The sequence below is a fragment of the Acidobacteriota bacterium genome (assembly GCA_039028635.1).
Taxonomy (GTDB): Bacteria; Acidobacteriota; Thermoanaerobaculia; order Multivoradales; family JBCCEF01; genus JBCCEF01.
The window spans coordinates 193,735-211,529 of record JBCCHV010000001.1; the positions used below are offsets into that span (position 1 = coordinate 193,735).

10 protein-coding genes are annotated in these 17,795 nt (G+C 67.9%); 4 read left to right on the forward strand and 6 right to left on the reverse strand.

Annotated elements, in window-relative coordinates:
- Positions 1-61 precede the first annotated feature (61 nt).
- Positions 62-2,563, forward strand: coding sequence for a serine/threonine-protein kinase (locus AAF604_00800; GenBank protein ID MEM7048159.1), 2,502 nt, complete (start codon positions 62-64; stop codon positions 2,561-2,563).
- A 269-nt stretch (positions 2,564-2,832) separates the two neighbouring features.
- On the opposite strand, the gene AAF604_00805 is transcribed toward AAF604_00800, so the two are convergent.
- Positions 2,833-4,566, reverse strand: a complete 1,734-nt coding sequence (locus AAF604_00805) for a vanadium-dependent haloperoxidase (protein ID MEM7048160.1) — start codon at positions 4,564-4,566, stop codon at positions 2,833-2,835.
- A gap of 863 nt (positions 4,567-5,429) precedes the next feature.
- Positions 5,430-7,163: a vanadium-dependent haloperoxidase gene (locus AAF604_00810; protein ID MEM7048161.1), complete on the reverse strand. Its 1,734-nt coding sequence runs from the start codon at positions 7,161-7,163 to the stop codon at positions 5,430-5,432.
- Positions 7,164-7,502: 339 nt separating this feature from the next.
- Here AAF604_00810 and AAF604_00815 point away from each other — a divergent pair, with 339 nt between their 5' ends.
- The 3 genes from AAF604_00815 to chrA all read left to right on the forward strand — a co-directional run bounded on the left by AAF604_00815 (position 7,503) and on the right by chrA (position 12,026).
- Positions 7,503-8,027, forward strand: coding sequence for a DinB family protein (locus AAF604_00815; GenBank protein ID MEM7048162.1), 525 nt, complete (start codon positions 7,503-7,505; stop codon positions 8,025-8,027).
- A 163-nt stretch (positions 8,028-8,190) separates the two neighbouring features.
- Positions 8,191-10,632, forward strand: coding sequence for a PQQ-binding-like beta-propeller repeat protein (locus AAF604_00820; GenBank protein ID MEM7048163.1), 2,442 nt, complete (start codon positions 8,191-8,193; stop codon positions 10,630-10,632).
- Between the two features lie 182 nt (positions 10,633-10,814).
- Entirely contained in the window at positions 10,815-12,026 is a 1,212-nt protein-coding gene (gene chrA, locus AAF604_00825; protein MEM7048164.1) for a chromate efflux transporter, read from the forward strand.
- 1 nt (position 12,027) lies between these two features.
- Here chrA and AAF604_00830 read toward each other — a convergent pair whose 3' ends face one another.
- Genes AAF604_00830 through AAF604_00845 form a run of 4 tightly spaced genes read right to left on the reverse strand, consistent with a single transcriptional unit; the run spans position 12,028 to position 17,672 of the window.
- A complete protein-coding gene (locus AAF604_00830; protein ID MEM7048165.1) occupies positions 12,028-13,422 on the reverse strand; it encodes a hypothetical protein in 1,395 nt (464 codons plus the stop codon).
- Positions 13,419-14,819, reverse strand: coding sequence for a CHAT domain-containing protein (locus tag AAF604_00835; GenBank protein ID MEM7048166.1), 1,401 nt, complete (start codon positions 14,817-14,819; stop codon positions 13,419-13,421). Before AAF604_00835 ends, AAF604_00830 begins: the two co-directional genes overlap by 4 nt.
- Positions 14,816-16,288, reverse strand: a complete 1,473-nt coding sequence (locus AAF604_00840) for a hypothetical protein (GenBank protein ID MEM7048167.1) — start codon at positions 16,286-16,288, stop codon at positions 14,816-14,818. Before AAF604_00840 ends, AAF604_00835 begins: the two co-directional genes overlap by 4 nt.
- Positions 16,289-16,310: 22 nt before the next feature.
- On the reverse strand, positions 16,311-17,672 hold the full coding sequence (locus tag AAF604_00845; GenBank protein MEM7048168.1) for a hypothetical protein: 1,362 nt from the start codon (positions 17,670-17,672) through the stop codon (positions 16,311-16,313).
- Positions 17,673-17,795 lie beyond the last annotated feature (123 nt).

The following is a 17,795-nucleotide window of genomic DNA, read 5'->3' on the forward strand; positions in this document are numbered from 1 at the left end:
TCGTGAACAACCTCTTAATTTCTTCAGATTCACCGCTTTCTAGCGGTGCGGACGCGGTGTGATGAGCCGAGCCTCGGGCCACTCGCCGATTCCCTGGGACCGCATCGAGGCGGCCCTCGACGAGCTGATCGAGGCCCCGCCCGCGGAGCTCCGAGAGCAGGCTCGGCGTTTGAGTGAGGGTGACCCCGCCCTCGAACGGGAGCTCCTCTCCCTGGTTGCTGGCCTGGAGGTCTCCGACGATCCCCTCGAGCGGGGCTTCGATGGCAGCGCCGGACGACTCCTCGAGGGGCTCGAGGCGGAGCTGATCGAAGAGGTCGAGGCGCGCTATCAGCGGCTCGGTGCCTATCGCCTCGGCGACCTGATCGGAGTCGGTGGCATGGGGCGGGTCTACCGCGCTCGACGGGCTGACGGCCTGTTCGATCGCGCCGTCGCGGTCAAGATCCTGCGCTGGGAGCTGAGCCAGGAGGCGCTGGTCCCGAGGTTCGAGTCGGAGCGACGGATTCTCGCCGATCTCGAGCATCCCGCGATCGCTCGCATGCTCGACGGCGGCGTCACCGACGACGGCGTTCCCTACCTGGTCATGGACCTCGTCGAGGGGCTCCCGATCGATCAGTTCTGTCGCGAGGGCGACCTCGAGGGACGGGCCATCGTCGGGGTCGTCCTGCCGGTGGTCGAGGCGGTCGATTACGCCCATCGACGGCTGGTGATTCATCGCGACCTCAAGCCCGCCAACATCCTGGTGCAGGACGACGGGCGACCGAAGCTGCTGGATTTCGGGGTCGCCAAGCTGTTGGATCCTTCCCGCCAGGCCGGACTGACGGTTGGTGATGGGGCTCCCTACACGCCGTCCTTCGCGGCTCCCGAACAGCTGCGAGGAGAGGCGGCCAGCACCGCCACCGATGTCTATGCACTGGGCTGCTTGCTCTACCTGCTGTTGGCCCGGCGCCTGCCCTTCGAGGCAGCCCCCGATCGCCCCGATCCCCGGCTGCAAGGTCGAGTGCCGCGGCCCCCTTCCGCCTTCGTCTCGGGGAGGGCCGACCGGGAGCTCGATGCCATCGTTCTGAAGTGCCTGCATCCAGAAGTCGAGGGGCGCTATCCCGGAGCCGGCGCTCTGGCTGCCGACCTCGAGGCCTGGCTGGAGGGCATGCCGGTGCGGGCGGTACCACCGTCCGGCGCCTATCGGCTGCGGAAGTTCCTGCGCCGTCATGCCCTGGCTTCGGTCTTCGCCGGGTTGGCCCTGGTCTCCCTGTTGTCGGGAATGGCGGCGGCGCTCCACCAGGGGGCGGTCGCCCGCCACGAAAGGGACCGGGCCCAGAGCCTGGCGGACCTCTCCCTCGAGATCCTGCGGCTGGGCGATCCCCAGGACTTCGGGGGTGGCCGAATCTCCGTCCAAGAGCTTCTCGAAGCCGGTGCCGAAAAGGCCGAGAGGATTCAAGATCCGGCGACTCGAGGCCGGGTCCTGGCGGTGATCGGCGAGGGGCTGGCGAATCTCGAGGTGATGGCTTCGGCAGCCGATCATCTGATGGCGGCGGCGGCCGCCTTCGAGCAATCGGCGGAGCACCGCGAGCGCATTCCCGAGGTGCTACTGCGCGCCGCCGAGCCGCTGGCGTCGTCGGGGCGCCTCGAAGCAGGGCTGCAGGCGAGCGCGGAAGCGATCCGTCGCGTCGAGGAAGCATCCGGGACGCAGGAGACCCGCCTCGCGGCGGCCCTCTATGGCCGCGCCTTTCTCCTGGTGCGCTATGCCGACCACACGGACCCTCGGCGGGAAGAAGCGCGATCGCTGCTCGAAGGTGCCGCCGAGATGCAGCGACGGGCAGCGCCGCAGGGCAGCGAAGAGCTGGCCAAGAGCCTGCATCTGCTGGGGATGTTCCTGGCGGGGGAGTTTCGCAAGGGCGGTGCCGGAGTCGAAGGGACGGTCGAGAAGGGCCTCGACCTGATGCGCCGGGCGGCAGAGATGCGTTCCGCCCTCGGTGGCCCCGACGGTCGCGCCATGATCGACTCGCTGAACGATCTCGCCTTGAGTCTCGATAGCCTGGGCCGATTCGATGAGGGTTTCGAGGTCATGCGACGGGCGATGGCGATCGCCGACGAGCGCCTCGAGGCGAGCAATTCGACGCTCCTGTCGGTGCGCCAGAACCTGGCCGCCTTCTACCGCGACGCGGGCCAGTTCGAGGAAGCCCGCAGGTTGTACCAAGGTGTCGTCGACCAGGCGCGAGGCGCGGGGATGGAACCGGCCGGAGTGGCGCTCTTCGGTCTGGCGCGGGTGACCGCCGGACTGGGGGATCTGGCGGCGGCCGAGGTCCTCGCCCGGGAGGGATTCGAGTTCTATGCGGATTCCGATATCCGCCACTGGATCCTGGGCGAGTTGCTGGGGGAGATCTGGCGCCGGCAGGGGCGGTTCAGCGAGGCTGGGAGCCTGCTTGGGGAGACCCTCGAGGAGTTCGAGAAGCGCCAAGGAAAGGACTCACCCCGGGCGCGATCGACTCGGCGAGAGCTCGACGCGGCCCGGCGAGGCTCGCGAGCAGAACTGTGGGTGCCGCCGCGAGCCGCGCCCGGCTCCTGAAGCACGCGTTGGAAAACACCAGTGACAGCCACCGGCCCGAGACCGGCCGGGGGTTCATGAGGAAACCTCGCGGGCCGATGCGAGGAGCCTTGCCCGCAGACGAGCGTCCGAGGCGCCAGGCCGGATTTCTCGGCGAGATGGTGGAAGTGGTCGAAGATGAAAGACATTCGCCCCCGGCGCGACACAGCACTCGACGTGCTGTGAGGAGCCGAGGGCTCGGATGACGAAGCGGTCAACGACCTGCGCCGAAGGTCGGCGAGAAGGTCGACCTAGATGTTCTGCACCACGCCGTTGGTGATCCGGATGCGCTGGCCATCGAAGCGGGTGAGCTCGTAGCCGGTGAAGACCTCGTTGTAGGTGCGGCTGTAGTCGGCGAGCAACCCGATCGCCTGGGCTTCGCCGACGGCGATGCCATCGATGCCATCGGAGCGGTAGTGCACGCCGGCGGCATCGCGACCGAGGGAAATGTTGGCGGCCAGCTTGTTGATCTCGCCGCCGAGGGTCAGGGCCGCCCCGTTCCAGGCATCGAGGGCGAGACCGTCGGTGGTCGCTTCCACCGGCGCGGGCACTTCGAAGCTCTCGTCGAAGAAGGCCTTGAGAACGGTGCAGCAGGCGCCGGCGATGGTGGCGTGGCCGGCAGGGTAGGCCGGATGGGTCGGAGAGCCCTCCGGGAACGCCATCGGCAGCAGCCGGTTGCCATTGGCGGAAAGCACCCGCCCGACGGCGTCGGAGGCGACGATCTCATTGTTGATCTCGTACTTCTTGCGGCCGAGGGCCTGATTGTGCAGCCGGCCGGCGAACATCTCCGGCCGCAGCCGGCGATGCACCGACCACTTCTGGTACCAGGCACCGGTGAGCGAGAGGCGGCCGGCCTTGGTCACCAGGTCGAGGATGTCCGGAGCGCCGAAGGAGACGAAGTTGCCCTGATTGGCGATGGTGTCGCGATAGGGATTGGTCGGTGAGAGGGCGTCGGCACCGAAGCTCAGCATGATGAGGGCGGCGTTGAAGTAGCCCTGGAAGACGACATCGCCGTGCACCCACTCGCCCAGACCGCGGTTGTCCTTGATGAAGCGGGGCTGGGGATCGAACTGCAGGGGCTGGCTGGGGGCCGCGCCGCGCTGGATGGCGAGCCACTCACCGTAGTCGGTCATGCGATCCTCACCCGCCAGCGGCGGGGAGTAACGCTGTTCGATGGTGCTCGGCCCGTAGGGCACCGTCAGCCACAGGAACTGGCTGATATACGGGCCGACGAGATCCCCCGGCGTCTCGCCGCGGAAGAGATTTCCGGGCGTCACCTGTCCGCCATCGAGGGGACCGACGGTCTCCGAGAAGGCATTGAGGTCGGCGGTGGCCGCAGCCACCAGCGGGTCACTGTCATAGTCGCGGAAGGGGACGTCGCGGGTCAGCGCCTGCCAGTAGACCTCACCCATCTCGGCGGCGATCTCGGCGCCGGTGAACTCCGGTGCCGGCCGCATCCGTGTGCCCCAACCGTCGAGGCCGCACATCTCGTACTTCAAGGCGGCCTGCGGGTTGGCGAGCTTGCGGTCGGCGACGCCGGAGAGGGGAATGGCGTCGAAGTCCGCCGGATCGCCGGTAGTGAGGGCGTTGCGCAAAGCGTTGTAGGCGCCCGGTCCGACCTCGCCGAGTCCGTTGTGGGGCAGACACTTCGAAAATTGAGCGCGGAAGTCCGGGAAAGTCGCTTCATCGGCGTTGCAGTCCTGCACCGGAAGCGGGCCGGCGAGGTAGGCATCGGCCGCATCGGTGCGTAGCTGGGCGGCCGCCATGCGGCGATCGGCACCGTTCGTCGGGCCGACTTCGGCGGCCGTCGCGGTCTTCCTGGTCAGGGCTCCCAAGGACAATCCGCCGGCGGCGGCGAGGGCACCGGCACCGCCCAGGCCTTGCAGCAAGCCACGCCGGCTGAGGGGAAGGGATGGACTCGACGGGGTGGCGTTTTCGGCCGCGTCGCGCGGCTTGGCCTCATCTTCTAGATTCTTCTCGAACATCGACATCTCCCTACGATGAGAATTACGTTGCAAGGCGGGCGCAGTGGCTGCGCGCGACCCGCCGACTGAACTTCAGCTGACTCCCTCCCGCGGAGGCTACCGCGAAGGTCGAGAGGCTGCGAGGCGTGAAGAGCTGAAAGAAGAACAGATCCGACAGGACAGGCTCATTCCGATGGCGCGTCAATCGAAAGCGTGACGATGACGACATTGCCGCTCCCTCTCCATAGACCGTCCCCAAAACAGAGATCATGATGCGCTAGATGTATATGAGCTGCATTACGAATTATGTTTCGACGGCGTCTCCGATGGAAGCCCGAAGTCGGTGATTTCGTGGTCGCGGTCTCAAGAAATCGACAGGACTCGCCGATGGGCGATCACAAGCACGCGATCCCCGGGCCGGGGTCGAACCACCCGCCACCGGTGAAGGAGACGAGGGCGGGAGGGTCCTGGCGCACTCGAGGCGAATCTGGGCCGAGCCCAGGATGCGGCTGGCAGGAGGAAGAGAGACCTTGACGCCGTCGAGGGATCACGGCTCGCCCCAAGGCAGGGTTTCGATGATGGCGCCCGCTCCGAGGCGCCATTGCAGACCCTTCCCCGGCTCGAGCCGGGAGGTAGGCGACGCTTCAAGAGCGCTCGAGATCGTCGTGGGCGTGGGTGACCAGGGCCTGCGGAAGTGGACGTCAGGGATCGAACTCAGAGTCCCCGGCGGGAGAGCGAGGCGGGGTAGGCGCCGAGGGTCGGCAGGGCCAGCGAGGGCGCCGGCAAGGGCTCGAACCCACCGGCGGCTTCGTCGCCGAGGGTCGGCTTGCAGCAGATCCTCCCCACGGGTACCGGGACGTACCCGCGGGGAGCAGCGAGGTCGTCTAGATGTGGTGGACCGAACCGTTCCTGATCCGAATGCGCTGGCCGTCGAACCGGGTCAGCTCATAGCCGGCGAAGTTCTCGTTGTAGGTGCGGCTGTAGTCGGCGAGCAGGCCGATGGCCTGGGCTTCGCCGACGGCGAGCCCGTCGATGCCGTCGGAGCGGTAGTGGACGCCGGCGGCGTCACGGCCGATCGAAATGTTGGCGGCCAGCTTGTTGATCTCGCCACCGAGGGTGAGGGGAGCGCCATACCAGGGGTCGAGGGAAAGGCCGTCGCGGCTCGCTTCGACCGGCCCCGGGACCTCGAAGCTCTCGTCGAAGAAGGCCTTCAGGACCGTGCAGCAGGCACCGGCGATGGTGGCGTGGCCGGCGGGGTAGGCCGGATGGGTCGGCGAGCCCTCCGGGAAGGCCATCGGCAGCAGGCGAGTACCCTGCGCGGCGAAGACCCGAGCCACGGCATCGGAGTCGACGATCTCCGAGTGGATGCCGTAGTACTTGCGGTGGCGGACCTGGTTCTCGAGGCGACCGGCAAAGACTTCGGGACGCAGACGGCGATGGACCGACCATTTCTGGTACCAGGCGCCGGTGAGGGACAGGCGACCGGCCTTGGTGACCAGGTCCAAGATGTCCGGAGCTCCGAAGGAGACGAAGTTGCCCTGGTTGGTGATGTCGTCACGATAGGGATTGGTCGGCGACAGGGCCGCGCTGCCATAGCTGAGCATGATCAGGGCGGCGTTGAAGTAGCCCTGGAAGACGACATCCGTGTGGACCCATTCACCGAGCCCTCGGTTGTCCCGGATGTAGCGCTGCTGGGGATCGAAGTTCAACGGCACGCTCGGCGCCGCGCCCCGCTGAATGGCGAGCCATTCGCGGTAGTCGGTCATGCGATCGTCACCCGGGATCGGCGTGGTGTAGCGCTGCTCGATGGTGCTCGGGCCGTAGGGCACCGGTAGCCAGAGGAACTGGCTGATGTAGGGGCCGACGAGGTCCCCCGGGGTTTCGCCCCGGAAGAGGGTTCCCGGCGTCACCTGCCCACCGACCTGCGGACCGACAGTCTGGGAGAAGGCGTTGAGGTCGGCGACGCCGGCGGCCACCAGGCCATCGCTGCCGTAGTCCCGGAAGGGGACGTCGCGGGTCAAGGCCTGCCAATAGACCTCGCCCATCTCGGCCGCGATCTCGGCGCTGGCGAAGGCCGGTGCGGGCCGCATGCGGGTTCCCCAGCCGTCGAGCCCGGTGAGCTCGAACTTGAGAGCCGACTGCGGATTGGCGAGCCGACGCTGGGCCACCGCTGCCAGGGGAATGGCATCGAAGTCGCCCGGGTCGCCGCTGCTCAGGGCGCGCAGGAGAGCGCGGTAGGCGTTCGGCCGGACTTCACCCAAGCGGTTGTGGGGCAGACACTTCGAGAACTGGGCGCGAAAATCCGAGTAATGGTCCTCGTCGCCGTTGCAGGGCTGGTTCGGAAGCGGTCCCGCCAGGTAGGCGTTGGCGGCTCGGCGCCGCAGTCGCGCCGCCCGCGCCCGACGAACGTTGTCGGTCGTCGGCCCGATCTCTTCGCCCGCGGCGATCTGAGGCTTCAGCGCTCCCAAGCTCAGGCCCCCGGCAGCCGCCAGGGCACCGGCGCCTCCGATGCCCTGCAGCAGGCCCCGTCGACTGATCGGCCCGACCTCCTCCTGAGGCTGCTCGTGAGTGGCGACCTTCGACTCGCTCTCGCTGCTTTTTCTGTCTTGCTCGAACATCGATATCTCCGTTCGACGTTTTCTCGGCTATCGGGCGAACCGCTTCGAGACCAACCCGGCCGAGCGATGAAATGACCGCGGCGAACTTCGCGGTAGAGAACCTCTGCTCGGGAGCAGAGTCAGGCTAGGAACGCTGAGCCGGCCGCGGCCGAGAGGCGAAGCAGCCAGCCTGTCCTCTACAAGGTGACTCTTGGGAGATAAAGCGAGACAGAAATATGTCTATATTACGTATTCGGAATTGAAGTGAGTTTGGTTTTGTCACCTCGCTGGTGGTCTCTCGCCCTCGGCGAGGCTGGCCGGTGCGATAGTCTGCCGAGGGAGCCGTTCGCTCTCGTCGCAATGAACTTCTCTCTGCCACACACCATCGAGATCCTCGAGCGCACGCCGGCCGTCCTCGACGCCTGGCTCGGCGGACTGAGCGAGCCTTGGCTGGATTGCGACGAGGGTGACCGAACCTTCAGTCCGCGGGACGTGCTCGGCCACCTTCTCGATGGCGAAGAGCTCGACTGGATTCCGCGCACCCACCATATTCTGCAGCTCGGAACCTCGCGTCCGCTGGCGGCCTTCGATCGCTTCGCTTTCCGCGAGCGCTATGCCGGCGAGGGGAGCCAGCAACTGCTGGCGACCTTGGCACGATTGCGAGCGCGCAATCTGGCCACCCTGAAGTCCCTCGACCTCGGCGAAGAGGAGCTCTCGATGCAGGGTCGTCACCCGGACCTCGGCCTCGTCACCTTGCGCCAGCATCTCGCCTGTTGGGCGGTCCATGATCTCGCCCATCTGCGTCAAGTGGCGCGGGTCATGGCAAAGCGTTATCGCTTCGATGTCGGGCCATGGACGAGCTATTTCCGAGTCTTCGAGGAGTAATTCCGACGACCTGGCCGCGGGACTTCGTTCCCGCCCTGAACCCGCGACGCGCCACACCGTAAGATGGAGGGAACCTGGCGACCGATCCGACGGTCGAATGACCGTGGGTTGAACGGCCGGGTCGTCGGATGACCGAGCGGAGATGATCTCGAAGGGAGTGTCGATGTTACGAATTGTGCTGACCATCGTTGGACTCGTTGTCGCCGGGGCGAGCGTCGCCCAGGAGAGCTGGCCGAGCTTCCGGGGCCCTGAAGGGACCGGACGAGCGGTCGAAGGGCTGCCGCCCGGGGAGGGCGTGATCGGCCTCGATCTGGTCTGGAAGCGCAAGGTCGGCAGCGGCTACTCGGGAGTGGCGATCGCCGAGGACCGCCTGGTCACCATGATGGCCGCCGGCGAGCGCGACGTCGTCGTGGCCGTCGCGGCCAACTCCGGTGAAGAGATCTGGCGCTTCGACCTGGCCCCGACCTACACCGGTCACGACGGCTCCCACGATGGACCGATTTCGACTCCGGCGATCGCCCAGGGTCGGGTCTTCGCGGTCAGCCCATGGGGCCGCCTCGTGGCCCTCGATCTGAGCAACGGTAAAGAGGCCTGGAGCCTCCACCTTAAGGAAGATCTCGGCATCGATCCTCCGTTCTATGGCTTCGGCGGTTCTCCCGCCATCGCCGGCGGAGTGCTGGCGTTCCAACCGGGGGGCGAGGGGGGCTCCGTGGTGGGCTTCGACACCGGCACCGGCGAGCAGCTCTGGCGCGGCCTCGAAGGCGGTCGTATCGGCGCCCAGTCACCGATCGCCGCGACCCTCGCCGAGCGTGAGCAGTTCGTCATCTTGAGCACCAATCGCCTCAACGGCCTCGATCCGCGGAGCGGTGAGACCCTTTGGGAGCTCGCTCTCGAGGGCGACGTCGGCCCGAAGGGCGCCTTCAGCCAATCGCCCATGCCGATCGGTGACGACAAGCTGTTGGTGAAGCATCGCGAAGAGCGCTCCGAGATCGTGCGGGTGAGCCGCGAAGGAGAGGCCTTGAAGGCGGAGATCCTGGCCGAAAGCCGCGGCCTGACGCGCAGCTACAGCCCGCCCTCGGCGGGCGGCACCGCGCTCTTCGGATTCACCTCCCTGTTCTTGAGCGCGGTGGATTCCGGCGACGGCAATCTCCTCTGGCGCTCCCGCGAGCCCGGTGACGGGTTCCTGGTGAGCGTCGACGACCAGCTCGCCGTGCTGACCAAGAAGGGATCCCTTCATCTCGGTGACGCTTCGACCGCGGGTTGGAAGGAAACGGCCAGCCTCGAGCTCTTCGACGATCTCGCCTGGACGCCCCCGAGCTTCGCCGATGGCGCTCTCTACGTGCGCAGCCTCGGTGAGCTGGCGCGGGTCGACCTGGTGCGGCGCTCCCGAGCTCCCCAGGTCGCCGCCCAGGTGACCCTGCCGAAGGCCCTGGCCGGGCTGCAGGAAAAGATCGCCGAGGGCGGCGACTCGAAGGCGACGATCGAGGCCTTCTTGGCGCAGCGAGAGCTCCCCATCATCGACGGCGACGAGGTCACTTTCGCCTGGCACGGCGCGGCCGAGGACGTGGCCATCGCCGGCGAGATGATCGGCATGCGGCGCGAAGAGCCGATGAACCGACTGGCGGACACCGACCTGTGGTGGTGGTCCACCCGGCTCGAGCCCCAGGCGCGCATCAGCTACCTGTTCTACGTCGACTACGAGCCCACCCTCGATCCCAGCCACCAGCGGCGTACCCTGTCGACGGTGCTCGGGCCCGACATGAACTGGAATCGTAGCGACCCGATGGCGATCTCCTGGTTCGCGATGCCCGGTTGGCCGGGCTTGCAGGCCGACGCGGCCGCCGTTGGCTCACCCGGCGGTCGCCTCGAGAGCCTCGAGCTCAATATCCAGCAACCGACGCCGGAAGGCGGCGAGGCGCCGGCCCCGATCGCCGTACCGATGCACGTCTGGCTGCCACCGGGCTATGACCAGGGGGACGAACGGTACCCGGTGGTCTATGTCCTGTCGCGCCCGGCGCGAGAGGTCGGCCAGTGGCCCGAGACCCTCGATCAGGTGGTCGGGAAGAGTGTCGAACCGGTGATCGCGGTTTTCCCGGAGGCGCCGCGTATGCGGGGCTTCGGCGGCTTCTTGGCGACCCAGATCGTGCCCCAGATCGACGAGCGCTTCCGCACCCGCGCCGAGCGCAGCGCTCGCGCCACCGTCGGCATGGGCTGGGAGAGCCAGACGGCGGCGGCGCTCAACTTCCAGCACCCGGAGACCTTCGGCAAGGCCGGCATGCAGAGTGTCTACATGCTGGAGTCGCAGATGGAGCGCTTCGAGGGCCTGATCGGGGAGGCCACCGGCGAGTCGCTGCCCCTCGACATCTACCTCGAGTGGGGCCGCTGGGACCTGATCAGCCCGCACGAGGAGATGAACATGCGGCAGTCCGGTCGCTGGGCGTGGGATCTGCTGCGTTCCAAGGGCTGGCAGCCGCAAGGCGGAGAGGTTTGGGACAGCACCGACTATGCGAGTTGGAGCAACCGCACGGCGGTGCTGCTCGAAGCCCTGTTCCCCCTCGGCCAGGGGAGCGGTCGCCTGGCCTCCTGGCAGACCGCCGCCCGCTGACGCTGCCCGGCTGACCGGCCGCCGCCGGCAGCCATCAGCAGCCGTCGATCCTCGAGCCCTCGGGAGACTCCGCCCGAGGGCTCGGCCGTCGACGCGCCATCGCACGACGCGAGGTAGATGCCTGCGGCAGACCAGCCTCGTCTTGTCGCCGCAGCGTCACGGAAGCGTGCGAGGATGCGCCGATGATGGCCTCCGGAAGCGCCCCACGAACCCCTCCCCTTGCCTCGGCGCTGGAAGTCTTCAAGACCTACCTTCCCCTGGGCTTGACCTCCTTCGGCGGCCCGATCGCTCATCTCGGCTACTTTCACCGCGAGCTGGTGCAGCGGCGGCGCTGGGTCTCGGAGGAGGACTATGCTCAGCTTCTCGCCCTGTGCCAGTTCCTCCCCGGCCCGGCCAGCAGTCAGCTCGGCTTCGGCCTCGGCCTGCTGCGTGCCGGATGGCTGGGGGCGGTGGCCGCCTTCGTCGGTTTCACCCTGCCGTCGGCGCTGTTGATGTTGCTCTTCGCGACCGTCTTGCCGCAGCTTTCCGGGCCTCTCGGGCAGGCCTTTCTCCACGGCCTCGCCCTGGTGGCGGTGGCGGTGGTCGCCCACGGCGTCTTGGCGATGGGGCGGCGCCTCTGTCCGGACTTCACCCGAGTCACCATCGCCGCCCTCGTGATCGCGCTGATGCTCGTCATCGGTGGTGCCTGGGCGCAGATTGGTGCCGTCCTTCTGGGAGCGCTGGCGGGCCTCCTGCTGTGCCGTCCCACAGCGCCGTCCGGGGAGTCCCCGGAGCTCGGCTACGGGCGCCGCCGGGGAGCGCTGCTGCTGCTGGCCTTCGCGCTCCTGCTGGCGCTCCTACCGTGGCTCGCCGAGAGCGGCCCCTGGGCCCTCGGAGCGGCCTTCTATCGCGCCGGAGCCCTGGTCTTCGGTGGTGGTCATGTGGTCTTGCCACTGCTCGAGGAAATGGTGGTGGCGCCGGGCTGGGTCGGCGCCGATGACTTTCTCGCCGGCTATGGTGCCGCGCAAGCGATTCCCGGCCCGATGTTCACCTTTTCGGTCTTCCTCGGGGCCTCCTCGACGCAAGGCGGAGGATTGCTGAGCGGCGCCCTGGTGGCGCTGGTCGGCATCTTTCTGCCGGGCTTTCTCCTCCTCGGCGGCGTGCTGCCCTGGTGGCGTGCCGTGGTCTCCCATCCGGCAGCGGCCCGCGCCGTGGCGGGGGTCAACGCCGCCGTGGTGGGGTTGCTGGCGGCGGCGCTCTACGATCCCGTCTGGCAGCACGGCATCGCCGGCTGGGGCGACTTTCTGATCGCCCTGGCCGGCTTTTTCATCCTCTGGCGCTTCCGCGCCTCGGCCTTGTGGGTGGTCGCCTGGTGCGTCGGGTCTCACCTGACCCTGACCATCCTCGTGGGCTGAGCTAAGGGGTCCTCGGCAAGGCCGCCGTCGGGTCTCCGAGGAGCACCGTCGAGGTGACGTCTGCGGCGGCCAAACGGGGATAGAGAATCTCCGGAGCGAGGGCGCGCGAGCCGTCACGGATGGCGCGCACCATCTCCTGCCAATTGCGATTCAGGGTCGCTGCTCGACCGTGCCAAGGCTGGAGGGACATGGCGACCGGTTTCTCGCCGAAGATGCGCTCATAGAGGGGCTTCACCAAGAGGGCCGTCAGCCGCTGACCGGTCTCCGGCTGCACCAGCGTCCAGTCGAAGGTCGGTTCGACCTGGCCGATGAAGGCGCGCAGAGGCTGCTCGGCCCCCAAGAGGGCGGTGGGCAGCGGTGCCGTGCGGTCGCCGAGGGCGGCAACGGCGGCGAGTACCTCGCCGATCGGGTCGGCGAGGTCGAAGAGGCCGTCGAAGGCGCTCTTCGACCTGCTGCCGGCGGAGCAGCAGGCATGGGCGAACCAAATGGCGCCCGCCGGCTGCCAGTGGCGGAGCAGGTCTGCGGGATCGAGCAGGACCGTGTCGTGACCCACCAACAGTCCGAGATTCGCCGCCATCGCCGCCGGATCATGCAGCGGTCCGGTCTGCCCGTGGCTGCTCGTCGCCACCATGATCGGTTGGTGCGAGGCCAGACCGTCCCGCAGATCCTCGGCAGTGACGGCGGTCGCACGACCATCGAGGAAGCGAGCGCCGGTTGCGATGTCCTCGTCGCCGGCGAAGAGCCGATGCAGTGGGCGGGTCAACGTCGAGCGCAGCGTCTTGGTAATGTCCTGGCTGTCATGCTGGACCGCCCAGGTCAGGGTGCGATCGCGCCGGGCGGTGGCGCCGTCCCACCCCGACATGAGATGAGCGATATAGCGCTCGAGACCGGCGAGGGGAAGGTCGAGGCGGCCCACGAAGCGCGACATCGCGAGGGTTTCCTGGAGCTCCCAGGAGATCTCACGCGGACTGCCGAGAAGCAGGATGTACTTCGGGATACTGCCGGCGGCGACACCGAAGTCCGAGCCGTCGATCACCGGAGAGTTGTCCTGCTCGAGATCGATCAGCATGGTGTTGGCCCGCGGATCTTGGCGCGGGAAGGGATGGAAGACCGGCACCCTCCCGAGGCGGGCGCGGCGTTCCTTGACCAGGTCTTGGACGCAGGTGGCGGCGTCGGACAGCGCCTGACCGGGGGGCAGGACCAGGCCCCAGCCGATGCGCGCATCCTGCCAATCCCCTTCTTTCGCTTCTTCCGGTGGCCTCAGGAAGTCGGCTCGAGGGCGTCCCGCCGCCTCGTCGAGAGCCCAGGGAATCCAGCCGGTGCCGAAGGTCCCGGTGACCGGCTGGTCCTCGCCGGTGAAGGCGTTCAGCCGCAACGGGGGAAGGTCGAAGCTCACAGCAACTGCGCCAGCTTGCGCCGCAATTCTCGGATCCGTTCGTCGAGGAGCGCGATCTTGTCGGCCGGGATGTCGGGTACTTGGGAGAGCTCGTCGCGCAGCGACTTGAGCATCGCGATCTGGCTCTCGAGCTCCTCGATGCGCTCCTCCCGGTCGTCCTCGGCGCTGGCTGCGCTTACCGGCACGACGCGAAACGGCTCTCGCCGAACGTAGATCACGGGATTGGACCACTCCCGGCAATGCTCGGCATTGCTCAGGGCCTGGCAGCGCTCGCGGCAGATCGCGCTGCGGACGGCGGGCAGCGTCTCGGCCCACTGCAGGTCGGCGGCGTTCGGGGAACTGGCCTGGCGAGCGGTGATCTCGGCGACCTCGCGGTAAAAGCTGCTAGTGAAGAGATGGGCATCGCGGCGATCGACCGCTTCGCGCATGGCGACGACCGCCGGCAGGTCGAGGGCCGGCCGCGCCATGACGTCACGGGCGAAAGAGATGCTCTCGGTGGCGGCGGCACCGAGGCAGCAATTGAGCACCAGCAGCCAGAGCTGATTCTGTGCTTCGAGGAGCTCTTCGAGATCCGAAGCCTCGAGAACCAGAGTGCCACGCGGGCGCCGCACGAGCTGGTCGTCGCGCAGGGCGAGCTCGAGGCGCGGCGCCATCTCGTCGTCGGCGAAGCCATGGCAGAAGAAGTGCAGCAGGTGAGGCTCGAAGGCCTCGATACTGTCCCTCAGGGTGCCGAAACCGGCCAGGGGCTGGAATCCGACGGCGGGATTCTGCATCGCCTCGACCGCCCGGCGGACATCCTCGGCGGGATCCGTCCCGAGGTCGAAGTCACAGCCGACGACGAGGAGCTCGAAGGGTGGGCCACCGGGAGCCGACAAGCCCGCGACCAGGGCCTCGAGCTCACATACCGCGGTCAACAGCCGCAGGTCCGATTGCGCACCGCTGGCGGCGAGCACCGCCAAGACTCGCAACTTGCGCTCCCAGCTACGGGTCAGTGGGGTCTGCTGCCGCAGCGGCGTGACGGTGCGCCCGAGGAGCGGTGAATCTCCGAAGGCCAGAAAGTTGCCGCCGGCGTCTCGCAGGGTCTCCCAGGGCAGGGCCTGGGCCTCCGGCTCGAGATCCTCGATCAGCAGGCCACAGCCATTGTGGTGGCAGGCCAGCACCTGCTGCTCGATCGCTCGATGGGACGTCAGGAGTCGGAACAGAGCGCTGCCGATCCGGCCGATGGCCCCCGGGGGCGTGGCGCCTTGGGAAAGGGCCGTCAAGGCACCCTCGAGGGAGCCGAGATCGAGGCTGAACTGACGAGCGCCATTGTTCAGATGGACGACTTCCTCCTCGATCCTCAGAATGTGCCCGTGATCCTGCAGGCGATCGAGGCTGAACACGGCGCGCCGGGTCACGACTCGTCTCCGGAGCTCTCGCCGAGGACTTCGGCGACATAGCGCAGCGCCGCTTCGCGGCCCTTCTGGGAGGCGCTTCCCGGCTTCGAGCTCGCCATCTCCTTGGCGGCGAGTTGGGCCGTATGGCGCTCGAGGATGCGCTGGCTGGACTGCACCCAGCGGGAGAATCGAGCCCGCTGTTCGTCGCGCTTCCGAATGACCTTTTCGAGAGTGTAGTCGCGACGAATCCTGCGCTTCACCTCCGGCCCTTGGTCGCCGCCCCTGGTCCCGAACAAGACCTTCAGGCGGTCGAAGGGATCCGGCGGATCGACCGATTCAGTCTCGCCGCGGCCGAGAGCGGGACGTGAATAGGAGCGGGTGGGGGCCTCCTGGTCGGCGCTTTCACCAGCCGACGGCGACAAGCGGTCCGGATGGGCGACCAGGGAGACCGCCGGCGAACGCGGCAGGGTAGGGGAGTCGCCGTAGAGGAAGGCGAGAGCCGTGCTCAGGGCATCGCCGGCGGGATCGTTGGCGTAATCGTGGGTGATGACCGGCCCGGGGCGTGTCGCGACCACCTCGTCGGCGAGTCCCAGCAGCCCCGAGAAGCTGTAGTTGCCCGGCGGCGAGGTCAGGACCAGGGCGCTGGCTCCCACCAGGTCGAGGAAGGTGGTGAGCTCCTCATGGCCGATGAAACGCGACCAGCGGGGATCGGTGTTGCGGGTCGGTGATTGGGCGTAGGCGAGAAAGCCTCGTCCCTGAGACAGGTAGCCGTGACCCACGAAATGGAAGAGATCGACGCCGCGGGGCGGCAGCGAAGCGGTCATCCAGCGCAGCCAGGGATTGAGCAGCGGAGTCGCAGCAGCGGAGTCGGCATAGCCGTCCGAGGAGGTGGCGTCGTGGATCGTCAGGTCGACGCCCGGCGACGGCACCACCGAGCGGACCCCGTCCGCGGCCGCCGAGTCGACGAAGACCTGGATGTCGGCGGGGACTCCCGCGGCGTGCAGGGCCTGGTAGGTGCGCCCGAGGAGCTCTGCCACGTCGACATCGCTCTTGGCATGGGGAGAGCTCGAGCAGTAGGCGATTTGCAGTCGATCCGCCGGCCGAACGGGACGCACGAAGTAGCGCGGAAGTCGCAGGATGGGATGATCGATCGCCGGTCCGAGCCAGCGCTCCCAGGGCAGGAGCGGCAGGATGCCCTTGGGGCGGCCGAGCTCGAGCCAGACCACCTCTCCGGGTTCGAGGAAGTCGAGCAGAGAGGCGGCAAAGTCGGCCAAGCCGCTGGCCGGGTGGGCGACGCTGGCGGGATCGCGGCGCCCTCGGCGTGAGCTGCGGCGGGATCCCTCGACCTTGGCGAGGCCGAAGTCCGCGAGCGGGAAGGTCGCCTCCCGCGTCAGGCTTTCGTCACCGCGAAAGAGCTCGCAGCGCAAGCTGTCCGGCTCGGGCTTGTTGGTCATCGACAGACGGATGCGGCTGAGCTGCCGACGTCGCACGATCTCCCTCAACGCCGCAGCCTCATGGCGACAGGACTTGCTGCAGCAGCGCCCAGGCGGTGTGGGGCGTCGTGATATCGCCGTGGCCGGCGATCAGCTCCGAGCCCTCGAGGGCGAAGATCTGGGGCGAGCCGGCGCGGAGCGACGGATAGGGTTCGCCCTCGGCGGGCATGGGGATGGTCTCGCACTCCGCCGGCGGACAGCCCCTCGGTCCCCAGCCGCCCAAGGCACCGTAACGCTCGGGTCCGCCGATGGCCGCAATCCGAACCTCTCCGAGATCCTTCTTGCGCCGCGTGACGGCGAGATGGAAGGAGCGCCGGAGAGCGAAGTCATGCTTCGACAGGGTCGACAGAATCGGCTGCCGTACCACCCGCAGGGCGTCCCGGTAGCCGCCCGCGAAGCCCTCGCCGGCGACGTTCTCGGCGAAGGCCCAGAAGTTGATTGCCGGCTGCAGCAGGAGGAGCGATGAGACGGCGTTTCGCGGCAGGGCCTGGCGACCGACGATCGCCGACAGCACGACCTTGCAGCCGTAGGAGTGGCCGATCAGGTGGCTCGCCATCGCAGGAGCCGCTGACAGTAGCTGGCGCAACAAGTCCGCCACGCCGGCGCTGCCGACGCGACCGGCGCGGTCCTTCATCTTCCACACCGTGAACATGCGCAACGGCTTGCGCGGGTCGAGGAAGGAGAACAAACCCGCCGCCGCCGGGCCTTCGCGGAGAGAGGCGTCCTCGCCGGCCATGCCGAAGCCCTCGTCGTCCTCTTCCTCCGGCTCCTCGGTGGCGCCGGGAACGGTGCGCCAGATCTCCAGCAGATCCTCCGCCGTCAAATCGCTGGCGTCCGCCGAAGGATCCTCGGTGTCTTGGAGCAAGGGTAAAACCAGCCGCGCCAGCTCGAGAGCGTCGGCCGGCGGCAGCCGGTCGGCAGTGGCGAGATCGTAGAAGGCGGCCCGTCGCGACGGCTCGAGGAGGGCGGCGATCTGGTCGATCTCCGCCAGTCGCTCGCCGGTCGCTTCATCGGAAGCTTCCGGGCTTGCGAAGCGAGGTCCTTTCTCCTCGCCGAAGACCAGCGCCGTGCTGGGCCAGAAGATCCCAACCAGGAGAGGCCGGTAAGGTCGTGCCATGGTGGCTTGCTGGCGCAGCCGCTGGAACTGCGAAAAGAAGGCCCGGTAGCGCGCCAGGGAGGTCGGCCAGTCGTTGTTCCAACCGTGAGAGAAGAGAAACAGATCGCTGAACTCACCGCTCTCGGCGGCCGCGATCAGGTGCCGTAGAGTTCGCGGTCCGGTCGGGACGCCCGCCTTGTCGAAGGGTACGACGTAGAAAGGCGCCGTCGTCCCGTCGCCGAGCTCCAGCACCTCGAGGGGGCCTGCCAGGGGTGTCTGCGTCACTTCGAGCTCCTTGCCGGAAGGGTTGACGCTAAGCTTTACGAATATCTAAAGATTAGCATGAGCCTCGGTGGGCCTCGTCTTCCAAGGAGACGGACAGAGCCCGAAAGTTCCCAGGCGGGACGG

Coding starts and splice junctions, on each gene's coding strand:
- AAF604_00820 (MEM7048163.1), top strand. CDS start 8,191: ATGTTACGAATTGTGCTGACCATCGTTGGACTCGTTGTCGCCGGGGCG.
- AAF604_00815 (MEM7048162.1), top strand. CDS start 7,503: ATGAACTTCTCTCTGCCACACACCATCGAGATCCTCGAGCGCACGCCG.
- AAF604_00800 (MEM7048159.1), top strand. CDS start 62: ATGAGCCGAGCCTCGGGCCACTCGCCGATTCCCTGGGACCGCATCGAG.
- AAF604_00810 (MEM7048161.1), bottom strand. CDS start 7,163: ATGTTCGAGCAAGACAGAAAAAGCAGCGAGAGCGAGTCGAAGGTCGCC.
- AAF604_00805 (MEM7048160.1), bottom strand. CDS start 4,566: ATGTTCGAGAAGAATCTAGAAGATGAGGCCAAGCCGCGCGACGCGGCC.
- chrA (MEM7048164.1), top strand. CDS start 10,815: ATGATGGCCTCCGGAAGCGCCCCACGAACCCCTCCCCTTGCCTCGGCG.